The 19,252-nt window shown below is 39.0% G+C and carries 15 protein-coding genes; 5 read left to right on the forward strand and 10 right to left on the reverse strand.

Annotated features, from left to right (window positions below; genetic code table 11):
- Positions 1 to 4: 4 nt before the first annotated feature.
- The 4 genes from PMAL9190_RS07790 to PMAL9190_RS07805 all read right to left on the reverse strand — a co-directional run bounded on the left by PMAL9190_RS07790 (position 5) and on the right by PMAL9190_RS07805 (position 7,101).
- Complete coding sequence (locus PMAL9190_RS07790; RefSeq protein ID WP_087844645.1) at positions 5 to 3,127, reverse strand: efflux RND transporter permease subunit; 3,123 nt, start codon at positions 3,125 to 3,127, stop codon at positions 5 to 7.
- Between the two features lie 3 nt (positions 3,128 to 3,130).
- A complete protein-coding gene (locus PMAL9190_RS07795) occupies positions 3,131 to 4,354 on the reverse strand; it encodes an efflux RND transporter periplasmic adaptor subunit (protein WP_087844646.1) in 1,224 nt (407 codons plus the stop codon).
- A 108-nt stretch (positions 4,355 to 4,462) separates the two neighbouring features.
- Positions 4,463 to 5,215 (reverse strand): exonuclease domain-containing protein, encoded by a 753-nt coding sequence (locus tag PMAL9190_RS07800; RefSeq protein ID WP_087844647.1) that lies wholly within the window; start codon positions 5,213 to 5,215, stop codon positions 4,463 to 4,465.
- Entirely contained in the window at positions 5,215 to 7,101 is a 1,887-nt protein-coding gene (locus PMAL9190_RS07805; protein ID WP_144384332.1) for a DUF294 nucleotidyltransferase-like domain-containing protein, read from the reverse strand. The genes PMAL9190_RS07800 and PMAL9190_RS07805 overlap by 1 nt, the downstream gene beginning before the upstream one ends.
- Before the next feature lie 583 nt (positions 7,102 to 7,684).
- Here PMAL9190_RS07805 and PMAL9190_RS07810 point away from each other — a divergent pair.
- The 5 genes from PMAL9190_RS07810 (at position 7,685) to PMAL9190_RS07830 (ending at position 13,202) form a co-directional block, all read left to right on the forward strand.
- Positions 7,685 to 8,128 (forward strand): Hsp20 family protein, encoded by a 444-nt coding sequence (locus PMAL9190_RS07810; RefSeq protein WP_087844649.1) that lies wholly within the window; start codon positions 7,685 to 7,687, stop codon positions 8,126 to 8,128.
- 255 nt (positions 8,129 to 8,383) lie between these two features.
- The gene (gene dnaK, locus PMAL9190_RS07815) at positions 8,384 to 10,291 is read left to right on the forward strand and encodes a molecular chaperone DnaK (protein WP_087844650.1); all 1,908 of its coding nucleotides are present in this window, start codon (positions 8,384 to 8,386) and stop codon (positions 10,289 to 10,291) included.
- Positions 10,292 to 10,556: 265 nt separating this feature from the next.
- Entirely contained in the window at positions 10,557 to 11,468 is a 912-nt protein-coding gene (locus PMAL9190_RS07820; protein WP_087844651.1) for a DnaJ C-terminal domain-containing protein, read from the forward strand.
- Between the two features lie 107 nt (positions 11,469 to 11,575).
- The gene (locus tag PMAL9190_RS07825) at positions 11,576 to 12,028 is read left to right on the forward strand and encodes a hypothetical protein (RefSeq protein ID WP_087844652.1); all 453 of its coding nucleotides are present in this window, start codon (positions 11,576 to 11,578) and stop codon (positions 12,026 to 12,028) included.
- Between the two features lie 184 nt (positions 12,029 to 12,212).
- Positions 12,213 to 13,202 (forward strand): LBF_2804 family protein, encoded by a 990-nt coding sequence (locus PMAL9190_RS07830; protein ID WP_087844653.1) that lies wholly within the window; start codon positions 12,213 to 12,215, stop codon positions 13,200 to 13,202.
- A 93-nt stretch (positions 13,203 to 13,295) separates the two neighbouring features.
- Here PMAL9190_RS07830 and hflX read toward each other — a convergent pair whose 3' ends face one another.
- From hflX to PMAL9190_RS07860, 6 genes are all read right to left on the reverse strand, one after another.
- A complete protein-coding gene (hflX, locus tag PMAL9190_RS07835; protein ID WP_087844654.1) occupies positions 13,296 to 14,639 on the reverse strand; it encodes a GTPase HflX in 1,344 nt (447 codons plus the stop codon).
- A gap of 124 nt (positions 14,640 to 14,763) precedes the next feature.
- The gene (locus tag PMAL9190_RS07840; RefSeq protein WP_087844655.1) at positions 14,764 to 15,522 is read right to left on the reverse strand and encodes a TatD family hydrolase; all 759 of its coding nucleotides are present in this window, start codon (positions 15,520 to 15,522) and stop codon (positions 14,764 to 14,766) included.
- 171 nt (positions 15,523 to 15,693) lie between these two features.
- Complete coding sequence (locus PMAL9190_RS07845) at positions 15,694 to 16,395, reverse strand: SH3 domain-containing protein (RefSeq protein ID WP_087844656.1); 702 nt, start codon at positions 16,393 to 16,395, stop codon at positions 15,694 to 15,696.
- Between the two features lie 331 nt (positions 16,396 to 16,726).
- Complete coding sequence (locus PMAL9190_RS07850) at positions 16,727 to 17,653, reverse strand: LysR family transcriptional regulator (protein ID WP_087844657.1); 927 nt, start codon at positions 17,651 to 17,653, stop codon at positions 16,727 to 16,729.
- Between the two features lie 50 nt (positions 17,654 to 17,703).
- Positions 17,704 to 18,354 carry a DNA-methyltransferase gene (locus PMAL9190_RS07855; protein ID WP_087844961.1) on the reverse strand — a complete coding sequence of 217 codons (651 nt, stop codon included), beginning with the start codon at positions 18,352 to 18,354 and terminating at the stop codon, positions 17,704 to 17,706.
- A gap of 129 nt (positions 18,355 to 18,483) precedes the next feature.
- Positions 18,484 to 19,185 carry a DNA alkylation repair protein gene (locus PMAL9190_RS07860; RefSeq protein WP_087844658.1) on the reverse strand — a complete coding sequence of 234 codons (702 nt, stop codon included), beginning with the start codon at positions 19,183 to 19,185 and terminating at the stop codon, positions 18,484 to 18,486.
- Between the last annotated feature and the right edge of the window lie 67 nt (positions 19,186 to 19,252).

Genomic DNA, 19,252 nt, shown 5'->3' on the forward strand with positions numbered 1-19,252 from the left:
AACACTATTTATCAAGCGATGGCTGCCACCAGAAATTAAAGAAGCGTCGATAGCCTCGTTTAATATCATTCAAAATTAAATATAAAGCAGGCACTAATACAAGAGTGACAACGGTTGCGAATAAAATACCAAACGCAAGCGAGGTTGCCATAGGAATAACAATTTGTGCCTGCAAGCTAGTTTCCAATAATATTGGCGCTAATCCAAAAAAAGTCGTTAGTGACGTTAATACAATCGCTCGAAAACGTCGACATCCAGCTTCGGTAACAGCGTCATACAATGGCACTCCTTGTGTTAAGGCACGATTGATAAACACCACCAGCACTAATGAGTCATTTACCACCACTCCAGATAATGCCAAAATACCAAATACACTCAGCAGATTCAGTGAAATATCTGCGATATAATGCCCAGCTATCGCACCAATAATACCAAATGGGATCACTGACATAACAATCAATGGCTGGCTATATGAGCGTAATGGTATTGCCATTAGGGCAAAAATAGCAAATAGCGCCAATACCGCATCTCGAATTAAGCTCCCTTTGGTTTGTTGCTCTTCCTTTGCTTGTCCATCCAATTGAATGGTGATCGCTGAATATTGTTGGCGTAATTGCGGTAAATAGTCTTTGTTAATCTTGCTATATATCTCTGAGGGAGAGACGTTATCTTTGTGTATATTAGCGCTTACCACCAACGTACGGCGTTTATCAACTCGATTAATACTGTTAAGCGCTGGAATAACCGTTAGCGTTGCTACTTCCGAAAAAGGAACTAAACTGCCATCCGCTAGAGTGACTTGCATATTTTGAAGATCCCCAATACTACGACGTTCACCAAAGGGGTAACGGACAATGACTTTCACTTCTTCGTTATTGCGTAAAATGCGCTGAACTTCAATCCCTTGAAAAGCGTGTTGTACTTGATGAGTCAGACTTGCTACCGATAACCCTAATAATTGCCCTATCGGGGTTAGCGTAATATTTATCTCTTGTGTCGGAGCTGATAAGTCATCCTCAATATTAAACACCCCTTGATAGCGTGCTAATTGTTGTTTTAATTGCGTTGCTGCTTGCATAAGCTGCTGATTATTATCACCTTGTAATCTATATTGGATATCACTTTTCTGACGGTCGATTGAAGCTTCATAAGAAATTGTTTTTACTCCAACCAAGGGCGGAATATTGCCTTTCCATTGTTCTAAAATATCAAAACTCGTTATCGGTAAGCTTTCACTTTTTTCTAACTCAACCAGCACAAACATGTCGTTACTGTCTTGCATATTAACGAAGCTATGTTTAATAACATGAATACCTTGCTGCTGATAAATTTCCTCATCTGTTTGATAAAGAGCCTGTTCTAATTGATTTATCACCTTAATATTATTTTCTGTTGAATTGGAATCGTTCATTTCCACCAATACTTGAATATAATCAGACGGCAATTTAGGAAAAAACACCCACCGTAATTGACCACTGAACACTAACGCCAATGCTAAACACAACACACCAACAAAAGTGGCTAATACACTATACCGATGCGCAATAGCAGTCATAATAAAACGTCGATAATGAACATCAATAAACCGATTTACCGCCTGATTAAAGCGTAATTTAATACGCAATAATGGATTATTCCACCGCGATGGTTGAGCTAAGCGAGAGCGGGCTAAATGTGCAGGTAGAATCAGTTTCGATTCAATTAACGAAAAGGTTAAGCATAAAATAACCACCCATCCAATAGCTTTAAAAAATTCGGTGCGTGGGTTATCTGACAACAACATCGGCACAAAGGCCGCGATCGTGGTTAAAACACCAAAGGTAGCGGGGATCGCCACTTGTTGCGCGCCTTTAATAACATTGTTTATAGTTTGCCCATGCTGCTCTACTTCAGAATAAACACTTTCACCAACTACAATTGCATCATCAACCACAATCCCTAGAACTAAAATAAAACCAAATAACGACAATAAGTTAATTGATATATTAATACTCTCTAATGGCATAAAGAGTAGTGTACCTAAAAAACAAAATGGTAATCCTAATAATACCCAGAACGCCAATCTCATTTCTAAAAATAACGCCAGAATAATAAATACCAATAACCCGCCATACAGCATGTTAGACAGCATCATATTGAGCCGTCCTTCTAAGTAATGCGACATATCGGCCCATGTATCTATGTATACACCTGGCGGCAATTGCGCTTTCTTATTGGTGACATAATCTGTTATTTGTTGCGATATTAGCGTCGCGTCTTGGTTAGGAAGATTACGAATTTGTATAACGGCAGCGCGTTGTTTATTAAAGCGATTTAATACAGTGTTCTCGACAAAACCATCAGTGACCGTTGCCAAATCCAATAAACGCAATTGACTGCCATCAGCATTAGTACGCAATACAATATTAGCAAATTGATCACCATGATAAAGCTGTTCGGTGGTACGTACTAATACATCGCCATCTTGTGCTTTTATCGTTCCTGCGGGTAAATCGAGTGAGTGTTGCTGTACCGTCTGCGCAACCTGTTCAATGGTTAAGTTATAATTACGTAACTGCTGAGCAGGAATTTCAATGGCGATTTCATCATTTTTTACCCCAGTAACATTGACTGATGTGGCGCTGGTTTGCTGAATTATTTCTTCTTTAACTATTTGCGCATAACGTTTTAATTGTCGATCACTTAAGTCACCATATAATGATAAAAACATCACATTACTCATGAACTCAGCGCGTTGAATCAACGGTGGCTCCATTTGCGCAGGAAAGGTCGTTATAGCATCAATACGTTGTTTTACTTGATCTAATACCTTATCAACATCGGCGTCATTATCGAGCTCGAGTGTTACAACTCCGGTGCCTTGGTTTGCAATTGCAGTAACCCGTTTAATATTGGCTATATCATCAACCGCTTGCTCTATTTTAACGATGATCCCTTGCTCGATATTAGCGGCAGCAGCCCCGGTATATTGGCTAGAGATAGTTATTTTATTGGTACCAAAGGCAGGAAATATCTCTTTATTAATCAGTTTGACTGAAAATAAGCCACCAATAATGACCAATAACATTAATAAATTAGCTGCGACATGGTTGCGCGTAAACCAAGCAATGATCCCTGATGGCTCCATTCCCTACTCCCCGTTATCTGCAACCTTAGAATGAATAGCCGTAAGTGCGGGTTGCTGTTTCAAATCAGTCGGTCTCAATGGCGGCTGATTTAATACTGTTGTAACAGCAGTCCCTTCAAGGTGATTATCAGGCCAAGTTATTGACACTAATTCGCCTTCATCTAATCCGGCACTTATATAGGCATGCTCAAGATCTGTTCGCGCAATTTCAACTTTTCGTATTTGGGTTCGTCCATTAGCACCAACTAACACCACATGTTCATTCCTGATCATATGTCGCTGTAATCGCACCGCATTGACAACCGGTTTTGCTGCAATTTTTGCAGTCACAAAGGAGCCAAAATTTAACACCTCAGTGCGTTGTTGATTTGGCAAAGTCAATTGGTAAGGATCAGCAACATCAACCAACAGGTAAATCATTCGAGTTTGTGGATCGATAACCTCTTCTGTGCCAATAAAACGAGCGCTCCACTGTTGCACTGTTTGAGCATGAGGTTGATTGGAGAGAGTAACGCTAGTATTAAGCGGATTTGCATCAATAAAGGAGAAAGCTTGTGGTGTAACTGGCAGCCGAATCCGAGCTGTATCAGTGCCATATATCATACCTAGTTGTTCACCAATATTAACGTGGCTACCAACATTTATATGCTTTTCGGTAATTAAACCATCAAAGGGCGCGGTAATTATTGTACGCGTAACATTACGTTGAGCACGAGCTAGCGCTGCTTGTGCAAATTTAACATTCGCTTGTTGCTGTTGCCGTTGAGGAATACGTAACCCTAATGCTGATTGCTTAGCCGTCGCAATATTTCGTAAACTTTTCTTTGCTACAATCCCACGCGCAATTTCTTGCTCTAATAATGCTTTCGCTTGCGCCAATGTTGCCTGTGCTTGAGCAAGATCAGCGTGATAATCATCGTCATCTAAATACGCTAAAATATCACCTTTTCGAACAAATTGACCCACAGCAAATAGCGGTGCTACACGATCAACAATACCGCTTACTTGTACGACAATTTCTGCCTGATGCTTAGGCTGCACCATACCATAAGAATTAATATCAAACGGATACTGCTGTTTTTTAATTGCCACTACTTCAAGCACTGGCATAATCGTCTCAGCGACTTTTTGCTGAGGCTGGGAACGATTTAGAAATAGCCCGACCGACAATGCCACAAATAACAATAAAATCATCACCGGTAAATAACGCCGGATAAAAACATTCATGCTATCTAATCCCTTACTAGCAAACCAAAACGAAATTTCGCTTTAATCTCAGTGTAGATCATGTGCGCATCGTGTGATGTTTATATATATAATTAACAGATATTAACTTTAGTATCGCTTTAATAATTGAATTAAATTCGGCACGTTATTACCGTAAATTTTATGAATGAGTACCATTAAAAGTTCTCCACAGGCCACAGCGTCAAATAATGCATGATGGGCCTGATATTCAGGTAAACCTACACGCTGACGAGCAGAGCCTAAACGTGCATCCTGATGTGATATTTGGTTACTGTATAAAGATTGATACAATGGTAGCGTATCTAGCCACAGCAACGGACAATCATTGAGATGATATTTATTTTGTAAATAAGCACTTATAAAACCTTGCTCCATAAAGCAACCATGAGCGACACCAATTTTGCCCGTTAAAGCAACCAACATTCGTGTCATAACCTCATCTAAGGTTAAGCCTTGTAATAGCGTCGCATGATCAATATGGTTAATAACTGCGCTATTAGATTTAATGATCGCATCAGAGTTAACAAATTCACTGACGCATGTGCTCATATCAATAGTATTAGCTGTCATAACCACATAGCCCACCGATAAGATCTGATCTTCCAGAGGATCAAAGCCCGTTGTTTCAAAATCAAGCGCCAACAATGGCCACTGATTAATCAAGCTTGATGGCGGTGGTAACGGCGCACTAAATAACGCTTTAATTGGTGGCGGTAAATCAGGATATTGCTGCAATATCGTCATTCTACGCTGATGTAAATCACGTAGATGATCACCAAATAAACGTTGCCACCATTGATGGTGATACCACTTAAAAAGTCCTTTCTTAATCGTCTCCACTAGCAATACTTCATCCTGATTATTTCTTGATAACGGCTGATCAACTTAAACGTTTCGCGTAAATGTGTACGTTCAAAACTATTAAAAGCATTTGGATTAATATGGTTATTCGGTATTTTACCTTGCTGTAATGCTTGAAGTTGATGGCTATAACGGATCTGAGTGATAAATTGAAACGCACTTAATAAGTCTTTAAACGTGGCTTCATTAATGACTTTATGCGTTAACAGTAATTGTAATCGTTCTTCGGTGTTCGTTTTATAGATAACGCTGCCATTATTACTGAATAATCGTGACACTAATTGCAAATATTGCACCCGTATTAGATTAACAATAATACTCAAGGCTGCTGTTTTTATATCAAGAGTATTGGCATTTTCGCCCTCTTTAACTAAAACCCAATTTCTAAAAATACTCAGTGGTGGCTTTTGTACTAATGCATTGCGAGCGAGTGAAGATATTAGCCGCACATTATTAGCTAATTGCTGACACATACATGTTTGCAACTTATTCGCTAACTGAGGGTTTCCCGCAATATAGCGGCTATCAAGAAAAACACTCATTTCAAGTAATAAATCATATTCAGGATTTACTGCCCACTTTTGATAATACGCTTGCCACACCGCTAATGGCTGACACCACTTGTGAGTAACGGCCATAAAACGCCCACTGCATAACGCGTAACCACACAACGCCATCCCTTTACTTACATACATGGCTAAATGATGAAAATATACCCTATCAGCCTCGGTCGCGTTATTCGCTAAAATTAAGCCATGATCTTGATCAGACAGCATATGTACTTCATTTCGTGCATGAGAGCCCGCCACTATCCAGCAATAATCACAAGGAGCTGCGCCTAAATAAGCTTCAGCCATCATCACTAAACGACGATTGTAAGCATCCATAATCATAGCCATCACTTGACCAATCACGTTAATAGCAACTTTTGCTTCAACTAAAGCTTCAAAAATGGCTTGTCGCTCAATTGTAAATGCCGCCAGCTGCTCTAACCGTTCAATCTTATTAATTTTATCGATCAAAAAGATCGCTTGAATACGGTGATTTTGAACTAAATCTGAGGGTGTAATGACCCCAATTGGCAAGCCGTTATCAACCACTGGAATGTTTTTTATGCCATGTTGCATCATCAATGCAGCAGCTTTGATCACTAAATCATCACGGTTAACGGTATAAGGCATCTCCGTCATCACTGTTGTGATTTGCTCTGTAATAGGTATACCGTCAGCCACCACCCGTTTAGTCATATCTTTGTCGGTAATTAAGCCAATAAAGTCATTATTATGCATAATAAAAGCACACGAAGAATTGGCATTTACCCGCATCGCCGTGGCGACAGCTTGAATGGTTTGGGTACTTTCAACTAACACGATTTGTGGATTAAGTACCTCAATAATCGGTTTAAAAAATAATCCTTTTTCATGTTGTGACCATACAACATTTAATCCACTCTGAAGTCGACTTTGCGCATGTGATGCAAAATGAGCTAAAGCATTCGGTTGATCATTTAATCTGGCTAGCAATGTGTTAATAGACAAACAATAAATTAGCGCATCTTCAATCACGGTAATGGTATAAGGATCACTCGCGATATTCGTCTCTTGCTGAGTTAATCGAGAAAAACCAAAAAAGTCTTCTGCGGCTAATTTAGCTCGTAAGCTACCATCAAGGTTACGCTGTTCAACAGCCCCTGTTCGCAATAAATACAGTTGATCACTTTCTTGTAAGTCAATCACCTCTCCCTTACCAAAATAGCGAATAGTGATCATTCCAGCGATATCACGCAATGTTTTTCTATCGAGCTTATCAAATGGGTCAACCGTCGCCATAAACTCAACAATATTAGGAATCAAGGTTTCAGACATATCAATAATCACTCGTATTACTGCATCATAGCATTTAAATAAGTATTCTTAACCAATTGATAATATAGCTATTATTATTTTTTATCATGCTTAGCGTATGATTACTGTAATCAACACCACATAAATAATAGTGCAATACTCACCTGTAAAATTTCTCTACTTATAACGCTTGAAAAGGCTTTTTTTGCCCTCATCTATTACTAAGTAAGGATGAGAATACGGCGAAATGCTGATGGTTCATCAATCAAGACACCTATTTAATAAAATGTAATGCAATATTTTAGTGTGAATATTTTTTAAAAATCAAAACGTTAGAATAAATCATCAAAAAACATTAGAAAATCTAATCAAAAAGTGTTGACGGTTCACCACCGGAAGCATATATTAATTACACGAACTGCCAAATGGAGTTCAAGCCGCTACTAAGATTCGCCTTATTAGGGAATGCCTTATTAGCACTTTATATATCGAATCAAGATCCTATTACGGACTGATTCACTTAGTTTGCTGTTAAGTCACCTTGTCGCTAACGACATACTTAACAAACAACTAAGACTATTGCTTATTATTGAGGATAGTTTTTATGCGTAATGTAGATTTCACTCCCCTATACCGTCATGCTATTGGCTTTGATCGCTTGTTTAATCTTGTTGAAGCAAGCAATACTAAAACCCAAGCAGCCGGATACCCTCCGTACAATATCGAACAAACAGATGAGAACAACTACCGTATCACTATGGCAGTTGCAGGTTTCTCTGAAGAGCGTTTAGATCTTACTCAAAACGAGAATATGCTTGTTGTAACTGGTACTCGTGCACCAGAAGAAGACAAGAACTTTATTTACCAGGGTATTGCTGAGCGTAACTTTGAACGTAAATTCCAACTTGCTGATTACGTAAGTGTTGTTGGTGCTAATCTTGAAAATGGTCTGCTACATATTGATCTTTTCCGTGAAGTACCAGAAGCGATGCAACCACGTAAAATCACAATTGGACAATCAGCATCAGTAGCACCAACGGCTGAGTAAAGCTCGCCATTATCAGTGCTCCTCTAGTAATAACGTTGAGCTATTAGCCTCATCAATATCGCCATTATTTTGGCAATGACCTAATAGCTCCATCAGTATTCAACCCTATTAAGGGTTATTCAAAAAATTTAGTTGGATTGATTATTACTATTCCAAAGAATCACATGAACGATTTTCATGGATCTTAATGGCAGATTAATAACCGCTGTTCGAATAAGAAAAACTAATCAATCTGACATACAAAGGATATTAAATATGAGTAAGATTATCGGTATTGACTTAGGTACAACTAACTCTTGTGTTGCTGTTTTAGACGGTGATACTGCACGTGTTATTGAAAATGCTGAAGGTGAACGTACCACAGCATCAATTATTGCTTACACAGATGGTGAAACCTTAGTCGGACAACCTGCAAAACGTCAGGCAGTGACTAACCCTGAAAATACCTTGTTTGCAATTAAGCGTTTAATTGGTCGTCGCTTTGAAGATGATGAGATCCAACGCGATCTTGATATCATGCCTTACAAAATTGTCAAAGCAGATAATGGCGACGCATGGGTTGAAGCGAAAGGCCAAAAAATGGCAGCACCACAAGTTTCTGCTGAAATATTGAAGAAAATGAAAAAAACAGCAGAAGAATACTTGGGTGAAAAAGTCACTGGTGCCGTTATTACTGTGCCTGCTTACTTTAATGATGCCCAACGTCAAGCAACAAAAGATGCCGGTCGTATTGCAGGTCTCGATGTTAAGCGTATTATCAACGAACCAACAGCGGCAGCATTAGCTTATGGTCTTGATAAAAAGTCCGGTGACAGCGTAATTGCGGTTTATGATTTAGGTGGTGGTACATTTGATATTTCTATTATTGAAATTGATAATGTCGATGGCGAGCAAACCTTTGAAGTATTAGCAACCAATGGTGATACCCATCTTGGTGGTGAAGACTTTGATACTCGTCTCATTAACTACCTAGTAAGTGAATTTAAGAAAGATCAAGGTATCGACCTTAAACATGATCCACTGGCAATGCAGCGTGTAAAAGAAGCGGCTGAGAAAGCGAAGATCGAATTATCATCAGCACAACAAACTGATGTCAATTTACCTTACGTTACAGCGGATGCTACGGGTCCTAAACACTTGAATGTTAAGATCACACGTGCAAAATTGGAATCACTGGTTGAAGACCTAGTACAAGGCACACTAGAGCCTGTAAAATTAGCTTTAAAAGATGCGAACTTGAACATAAGTGACATTACTGATGTTATCTTGGTTGGTGGTCAAACACGTATGCCAATGGTACAAAAAGCAGTCACTGATTTCTTTGGCAAAGAGCCACGTAAAGACGTTAACCCAGATGAAGCTGTTGCTATGGGTGCAGCTATCCAAGCGGGTGTTTTAGCGGGTGATGTTAAAGATGTGCTATTACTTGATGTAACACCGCTGTCATTTGGTATTGAAACCATGGGTGGCGTGATGACAACCTTGATTGATAAGAACACAACTATTCCAACAAAAGCGAATCAAGTGTTCTCGACTGCTGAAGATAACCAAAATGCAGTAACGATCCATGTTCTTCAAGGTGAGCGTAAACAAGCGGTACATAATAAGTCATTAGGTCAGTTTAACCTTGAAGGTATTCAAGCTGCACCGCGTGGTATGCCACAAATTGATGTGACATTTGATTTAGATGCGGATGGTATTTTAAATGTATCAGCCACAGATAAAGCGACAGGTAAAGCACAAAAAATCACCATTCAAGCTTCAGGTGGTTTGACGGATGCAGAAATTGAAAAGATGGTTCAAGAAGCAGAAGCTAACAAAGACGCTGACAAGCAGTTTGAAGAGTTAGTCATTGCCCGTAACCAAGCTGACCAATTAATTCACAGTACCCGTAAGCAAATAACTGAAGCAGGTGAAAGTTTCCCTGAAGCAGAAAAAGCTAACATTGAAGCAGCTATCACAGCACTTGAAGCGGTTAAATCTAGCGATGATAAAACCGCGATAGATACTCAAACTCAAGCGTTAATGGCTGCGGCACAAAAAATAATGGAACATGCTCAGGCTCAAACCCAAGCAAATCCTCAAGGACAATCTGACGCTAACCAACAACAAACAGCGAAAGATGATGACGTTGTCGATGCTGAGTTTGAAGAAATGAAGTAAAACACTATTGTTACTGTATCGATAACTGGCTCTGCCGTAATCAACAGCACATAGTAAAAACTTCACAATAACAATGGGCGAAGAGATCTTTATCTCTCGCCCTTTTCAACGATCACAATAAGAGAGATCCCATTAGGCTAACTATCTGTGCCTGTTTAAATCATTAACCGTTTAAGTATGGAGCTGTTTTTGGTTATTATATGCTTAATTCGATGATTTAGAATGTTCCAGATAGTTGTCCCGATGGGGATAAGAGGTGTTACCAATGTCAAAACGCGATTTTTATGAAGTTCTTGGTGTCGCCAAAACTGCTTCTGAGAAAGAAATTAAGAAAGCTTACAAAAAGCTAGCAATGAAATTCCATCCCGATAAAAATCCTGATGATCCAACCGCAGCCGATAAATTTAAAGAAGTAAAAGCGGCCTATGAAATACTAACGGATAAAGAAAAACGCGCAGCTTACGACCAATTTGGTCATAATGCGTTTGAAAATCCAGGCATGGGTGGTGGTCAACGCGGCGGTCATCACGGTTTTGGTCAACAAGGTGGCTACAGCGATTTTGAAGATATTTTTGGTGGTGCATTTGGCGATATGTTCTCTAATGCGCGTGGGGGTCGAGGTGGTTTCGGTGGCCGTCATTCGACTCGCCCTCAAAAAGGTGAAGATCTTCAATACACAATGGAAATCGACCTTGAAGATGCTATCAATGGCGCATCACGAGTTATTGATTTACCCGTCTTTGAAGGTAATACTCAAACCAATAAAAAGCTTAACATCAAGATCCCTGCAGGCATCGAAGATGGCGGACGCATTCGCTTAACGGGTAAAGGTCATCCGGGCATTAACGGTGGTAGTCAAGGTGATGTTTATATTCAAATGAATATCCTTCCTCATCCTCGTTACACGCGTGAAGGCAATAACCTACTTTGTAAAGCAACCACTGATTTTGTTACCGCAGCATTGGGCGGTAAAGTGGAAGTGAATACCCTAGGCGGCGCGATTAGTTTGAAAATCCCTGAAGGTACTCAAAACGGCCGTAAATTCCGTCTTAAAGGTAAAGGGGTAACTGATCGTAAAGGCAACACCGGTGATTTAATTGTTCAACTTGTGATTGAAACGCCATTGAACCTTAGCGAGCGTCAGAAAGAATTACTGAATGAGTTTGCAGCAGCTTAACCTACACTAAATTCAACGCATTCTATAATGAAGCCAATATCAACGAATGTTATCATTCCAAGATATTGGCTTTTTGCATTCAACTTAGATTAACAGTAGGAACAACCATGCTGAAAAAAATCATTACCACCAGCTTGTTAGTGATTACAGGCATCAGCTTTAACGCCTCTTGTGCATTTGCTGCAAATATCATGGACATCAATCGCGCAGTAGAAAACAGTCGCCATCTGCTTCCAGGGGAAACCTTTACACTTGATGCACCTTGCCGTCTATTTACCGATTACAGTTACAAGGTCTACCACTGCCAAGCCATGATAGCTCCACTTGCATTAATAAAAGACCAAGTATTAGCTGCTACCAGTGAAAATGATAAGTTACTTCATCGTCAAATTGCCTTTGTTCGTAAAGAAGGCGGCTTTGCTATTTTTCGATTACTGCCCGTTTCGAGTCACCCTGTGGTTGAAGAAAAAGATGGTGATAGTCGTTATACCCCACCGGCTGCGGCTAAAAAGCAATTATCATTTTTAGGCTTTAAAGGTAGTGATAAAGAGCAAAAATGAGTTAATAATCGCTCATCTTAACGTGAACAATCGCCTAATTATCTTTAATAAAATCACTTTCGTGTGATCCTGTAAATAATTCACTAAAATTGGTACGCCTTTAGCCAAACTCGATTTAGAATACGCAGCAATCACCCTGTTGCGTTATTTCTAGACTAAATTGTGAGTCCAATTTTTACCCGCTATGATTGAACATAAAATCGAACAATGGGGCATTCGCCGCGTTGAAAAACACCTTAATCGCCAACAACCACTACTGACACACATATCAGATAAAAGACTCTGTCAGCTTTGTGTTGGCTTATCATTCTTGATTGGTTTCACAACAACATTTGTTATTGTCGCATTTGAAATTTATCTTGAACTCTTAGGTGAGAATTGGTTAGCGTTGGACAACCTGATTAAACTGCTACTGCTCAATATTATCTTTATTGGCTTAGAGTTACTGCTACTATTTGAAATTGGTTTTATAACTACGGCATTACTGATAAACCGTGCCAGTGTTGAAAATCACCTCTGTGACAAAATGAAAGCGTCATTAGTCCGCGCTGTGATGGAACTCTCCGAACCCATTGACAATATTCATGGTATAAAGCCCTATAAAGAACTCAGTAAGTTTCGTTATATCAAAGTTGCTCTGTATTCTGGTAAAGATATTCTGAGTAATTTTGTCATAAAAGCTATCTTACAGAAATCAATGTCTCGCAGCAGTGTACGCGTTTATATTCCATTAATTTCAACCTTAATTACCGGATTTTGGGATGCATGGGTCCAACAAAAAGCCTTACGTGAAGTAAGACTGCGGATTTCAGCGCGAATTTATGTACTAAATCAAGTAGCACAGCACCAACAAAAACAGGTATCGTTAACCTATCGCACGGCGCTATTACGCAGTATTGCCGTACGCCAAAGCTATAAACAAGAATGTGATGTCAATTTAGAATTGTTTTATGACGAGATTTATAAGCAAGTACCTATAACACTGACGGATATTGAATCACCGACATTGCTATTACAAAGTTTAAGCCTGCTAAATCCAACCGAATATAATGACGTTATCGATATACTGACAACATTGCTGTTCTTCCGCCAACGGTTAACAGCGAATGAGAAAAAACTTTTAGTTCAGTGCGGTATTATTGAGCAACAAAAGATCAATCCGTTGCTCGCGTAGCGCTAAAACAACGCCACAGTTATTGAACCTGTTATTAAATACGCCGCAATTTATTAACCCAATCATTCGGTTATTAATTACGGCGCTTATTGATTAGTCGTTATTTTGCATTTGCTTTTTAAGGCGCGCTAAGTTAATTGGATTAGAGCGAACAGTGAAAGTAATATGCTCATATTCATATTCTTCCTTCGTCACACTCATGGTTGAGCGAATTTCACCGATAATACCATTAGCGGTATAAGGTACGATAATTTCATCTGCCACCATCTCATCTTGCGCCACACTGACGATATATTGATGCAATTTAGTAATATCAGCGGGATTGCGGGTCGATGTCATGATCGCATCAGGGAACTCAGCCATTAATGCCTGTTGTTGCTCAAGACTCAATTGGTCAGATTTATTTAGCACCAATTGCTTCGGAATATCATCGACACCCACTTGATGTAATACCTCATGAACTACATCAAGTTGCGAACGGAAAGAGGCATCAGAAGCATCAACCACATATAACAATAAAGAGGCATCATGCGCTTCTGCCAATGTTGAGTGGAACGACGCCACCAAGTCATGAGGCAGTTTCTTAATAAAACCAACCGTATCTGATACTAGAATACGTGGCTGAGTAATCGGCTGTAACGCACGCACAGTAGTATCTAGCGTCGCAAACAATTTGTTTTCCACCAACACTTCACTGCCAGTTAAAGCACGCATCATTGATGATTTACCCGCATTGGTATAACCGACTAACGCAACACAGAAAAGTTCTGAACGTTGAGCACGACGACCTTTAAGTTCATTTTGAACACTAGCGAGTTCACGCCTTAACTCAGCGAGTTGGTCTCGTATTTTACGGCGATCAAGTTCCAGTGTGGTTTCGCCCGCACCTTTGCCCATTTGACGTTCTTTATTGCCACTGGTTGATTCACGCAGGCGTGGTGCTAAATAATTAAGCCGTGCTATCTCAACTTGTAGTCGTGCTGTTCGAGTACGCGCATGACGACTAAATATTTCAATAATAATACCGGTACGATCAAAAACCTCAACGCCCAGTTGATTTTCAACATTACGTAATTGTGATGGACTTAAATCACAATCAAAAACCACGACATCAGCACAACCAAAAGGTAAATCTTCAGACGGTAATTCACTAAAAAGCATTTCATCAACAATGTCATCATCATCATCGAAATCGTCTACTATGCCTTGATTGCCAGTCAGGTGGGCTATTTCTGCCATTTTACCAGAACCAAGCACATTCATGCGTTGAGTTGAACTGAGTTTTTGTGATTGTGTACCAATAACTTTAAACCCAAGCGTGGTAACCAGACGGGCTAATTCAGCCAGTGATGCTTTTGCTTCATCACCTTTAAATTGCGGAGTTTGGATTGAAATAAGTAAAGCGCGATTTTGTGAGGCTTTTGCTGTTAATTGCATAATTTTTTATTCGTGCACCTATGCGCACCCTATTTTTTATATTTGGTTCATCCTACGCTGTTATTCGTCCGCTTTATATAAAAATAGACTGCTGTTGAAACTATCAAGGTAACGGCATCGTTATTTACAGCGACTTTCTCAAATAACGGCAAGTATTAGCAGCTAATATATTGGTTAACTGCTCAATCGATATTTGGTGGTGCTTGGCTAGTGCTGCAACGACATTCACCACCATACTTGGATCTCCTTTTTCAGCGTTATATTTACATGGCGCATCAGATTCAACTAACAACATTGACAGTGGTATGGTTTGCACAAATTGCCAATAATGATCATCGACAAAAATCCACGGACCTGCTGAAACAAAATGCCCACATTGCTGTAGTTGAGCTAATTGTATTGCAGAGCCTTCGTACCAATGAAATAACGCTCCTTCGATACCATATTGCTGCAATATTGGCAGTGCTAATTCGATATCATCTTCCACCACATGGAGATTGACGGGTAAATCATACTCAGCAGCTAGAGCAACAAACCGCGCCATTAATTGTGCGCCCTGCTGTTTTAACTGCTGCTTTTCAAACATCGTTTTGTCATCAAGATAAAAAAACGGTATACCAATTTCGCCAATACCACTGAGTAAACCATGATGCTGATGAATCAAAGCTATCACCGCTTCTATCATGGTTTCATCAGTTCTAACTTCAGGATGAACACCTAAAAATAATGCTATAGCATCAGGATATTGCTGCTTTAACTTCAGTAACTGCTGTGCGCTCTCAAGTGTCATCGATACAGCACCAATTTTGTTACCTGCAGCAATAAAAGCGGCCAAGCTTTCAGGCGCGACAGACTCTAAATGACAATGAATATCTGTGATCATTATTTATACCTACAAACCCAAACCAACAGCATACGAAATATGTACTCAAGCGACCATCATCACGATGACATAAACCAATAAATAATAAAAAACCCTCTATTAACGAGAATATTAATAGAGGGTTGGTCAGATTGTATTATCCACTAAAATTCACTGGATAATACAATGGCTTTATTTGGTCGTGGTTGCCGCCGCAGCTGCTGGCGTAGCAACTGTCGTTGCAGTATCTTTTGCAGGAGTTGCAACATGGGTATTTAATTTAACATGCGTAGGTGATGTTATGCCTGCTTGCTTAAATTGTTGCTGCATCGCTAACATTTGCTGTTGTTGCTGCTGCATTAACTTCATCATGTTAGATTGCATAGTATTAAAATCACTTGGATTAGCCATAGTATTCCAAGAGTTTGCAAATGCTTGATTCATTTCAAGTTGCTGTTTTTGCATCGCATCAAAAAATTTCTTATCTAATTTTTGATTATGACCATTACCTTGGAATTGCACTATTTCATAATGAAATGGCCCCTGTGGCGTTTGTAGAACACCTTTGGTCACACTCTTTTCGCCATCTTTGGTTTTTACAGTATTAGTCGTTTGATCTGGCAGTACCTTGGTATTTGCCTTAGCTATCATTTGTCGATCAACACTTTGAATCCAACCAGTATTACCATTGGTTGCATCGCCTACTTTTTCCCAACCATTATTTTGGTAAATAGTAATTAATGGCACATCTGATTTTATTGTTTCCACAACTGCAGAAGTGACGCTTGGGTTTTCATAAACTTTGATCGTTTTGATACTAGAATCAGCCCACGCTGCTGTACTTAAACAGGTAATAGCAATGATACCTGAAATTGCCACCGCTAAACGTTTCATATAAACCTCTAATGTCTATTTATATAACTTAAAAGTAATTAAAAACTGAGTGTATAAATAGTGCAATCAATAGCTTTATATTAATCAATGAAAATGAATCCAAAATGAATATTTGTATTCCAATAGCTAACAAAACAAAACGAAAATGCAATATAAATATTTAAAAATATACTGTTATAAATTGCAGATTTCTCTTATTTCGATAACGCTCTTATTTATTTGTCTTGTTTAATAATAGCAATTATCGACATGAATAAGATACACCGTTAAGCCTAATATTCTAGTAGCTTATATTATTGAAAATGGTCAATAATTTTTCATTGGTATGGCTTTATTTTGTTATTCCCATGCCATCGGTAATTAATTGACGTAACCATTGATGACTAGGATCTAAATCAAAATGTTTATTCCACAGTAAAAGATAGCCACCGGGTTCTAATTCAATTGGAATAGGACGACTAACAAGTTCGGTATTCTCAATCATTGCTAATGCTGATACTGAAGGGTAACACATCAATAAATCACTTTGCTCACACAGTTTTATTGCTGCATAGCAATCGGTCATATTAACGGCATTATCAAGTTTTTTATGTTCAAGCGCTAAAATCTCATCCAATAACCATCGCTTTAGCCCACCAATACTGACTTGTAAATGACGATATTTTAAAAACACATCCAGGCTCCAAGGTTCACTCAATGCGGGATGGCCTTTACGCATTAAGCACAGCGGATAGTCACGTGCTAACTCAATATAATTTAATGATGACGGTACATGACGGTAATGACTTGATGAACGCTCATCCCACTCAAAGATACCAATCCCAAAATCAATCTCACAGCGTAATAAACGCTGTAAACTATCGTCATTCCATGTTTTGCTAGATAAACTAATGTCAGGCGCTTGCTGTAGCAATTGCGGCATAAAACGCGGGTAAGTTAATGAATAAGCGGTTTCTACAAGATCAATATGAAACTGACGTTGACTCAGCGCTGGATCAAACACTTCAGCCCGTGTCAGCTGATTAACCTGCTGTAAAATATCAGACACAGAATCGGATAATAGCAATGCTTTAGGTGTTGGCCGTAAACCATAAGGTGTACGTTCAAACAAAGGATCGGCAAATGTTTGGCGTAATTTGGCCAATTGTTTACTCACTGCAGATTGACTCAAATGCAGTCGCGCCGCAGCTGCCGTCACACTTTGCTCTTCTAGCAATACATTCAATATGCGTAATAAATTTATATCAAAGTTTTTCATCTACTACTTTCCTATCAAACATTTAAATCTAGCCACGACCATCACCATGATTATATTCTGCTACGTAAATGTTGATGAGCAGCGTCTGAGATATCATTCCCCCATGCTTGACGTTGTAAGCGTTGCGCAGCAACTAAGGTTGAACCTGAGCCAAAAAAAGGATCTGCCACAATTTCACCAGCAACAGAGCTTTGTTCTATTAACGTTTCAAGCAATGGCACTGGCTTTTCGGTAGGATAACCACGATAAATACGCTTAAATTCAAGTACATCAGGAATAGATAAGTTTGATAATTTACGCTTACCTTTTTCAAAGAAAAGAATGAACTCATAACGCGCACGATAATGATAGCCCATACCGATGGCGACTTTGTCCCATACAATCGGTTTCCAAAATTTAAACCCAACTTGTTCAGCAATCGGTTTAATGTAAAACATGGTTTCTTGATCGCAAAACAGATAGAAATGGCTATTAGGTTTTAATACACGGTAAGCATGCTCTAATAATGCCTCAAATCGTTGATTAGGAAAGATATCAAACCATTGATTACTTGATGACTTACTGTTTTTTAGGCGAGTTGTAGTACCTATTTTTCGATGCTTTTCTAACGATTCATATGGAGGATCAGTGATCAGAAGATCAATACTGTTATCCGCTAATGAAGACAGCCATTCGACTGCGTCTTGTTGATGTAATTGCATTGAAAAACCCACACTAAACAATAGAAAATAATAACGCCTCCATACCATTGATGAGGCGTTAATTTGGTTACGTGTTTTAGCAAAAAAAGCACAATATAGATAGCAACACGCCTTTAAACAGCTGTAATTTTAATTAACTGTGCTATTTACCATCATTATGAGTTTTCTTGCTTCACGTCGACACAACGGCGTTAATAGCGCGACATTATTTTTAATAAAACTATCAACAAAATCAAAATCAATTTGGCTGTAGGCATTTAATACTTGTCCCATCGCTTGTTGAACTAACATCGACTTATCAGCAGCAAGATATAAAATAGTTTCACTTAATAAGGTTACATTGGTTTGTTGCTGATGATGTAAATGTGCTAGCAATGATGCTCGTTTCAGCCATACGTTATCTGACTCTCGCCATTGAATAAGGTAATGTTCTAAATCTCGATGTTGTAGTATCACCTTACCTATCAAGTTACTCGCAAGGCGATCTAAAATATCGACATTATCAGCCGTATCTAACATTTCAAGATAAATATCAAAAGATGCTAATGTTTGATAATCGGTATAATATTCACCTGCATCTAAAGCTAAATAACGCTCTTCCCGATAAATACCCGACCATAACCATAATAATAACCGCTGATAGTCCTCAACGTTATTTATTGTGGTATGTGCTTGCGCGAGTTTGAATATTTTATGGCGCTTTTCCGGACTAACGCCATAGAAAGGCTGTCGAATATTCAAATCATACTGCATTTTTTTGGCAACAAGTGTGCTGCCAGCAGCGACTAGGTGCTGCTGCATAAGAATAACCATTGGTATAACTAATGACATAGTCTTTCCTCTTTGTTACTTCTCATTACTGCCGAGCATTAATGCTAGTAATGGTAATAACTTTTTT

It is taken from the genome of Photobacterium malacitanum (assembly GCF_900185615.1).
Taxonomy (GTDB): domain Bacteria; phylum Pseudomonadota; class Gammaproteobacteria; order Enterobacterales; family Vibrionaceae; genus Photobacterium; species Photobacterium malacitanum.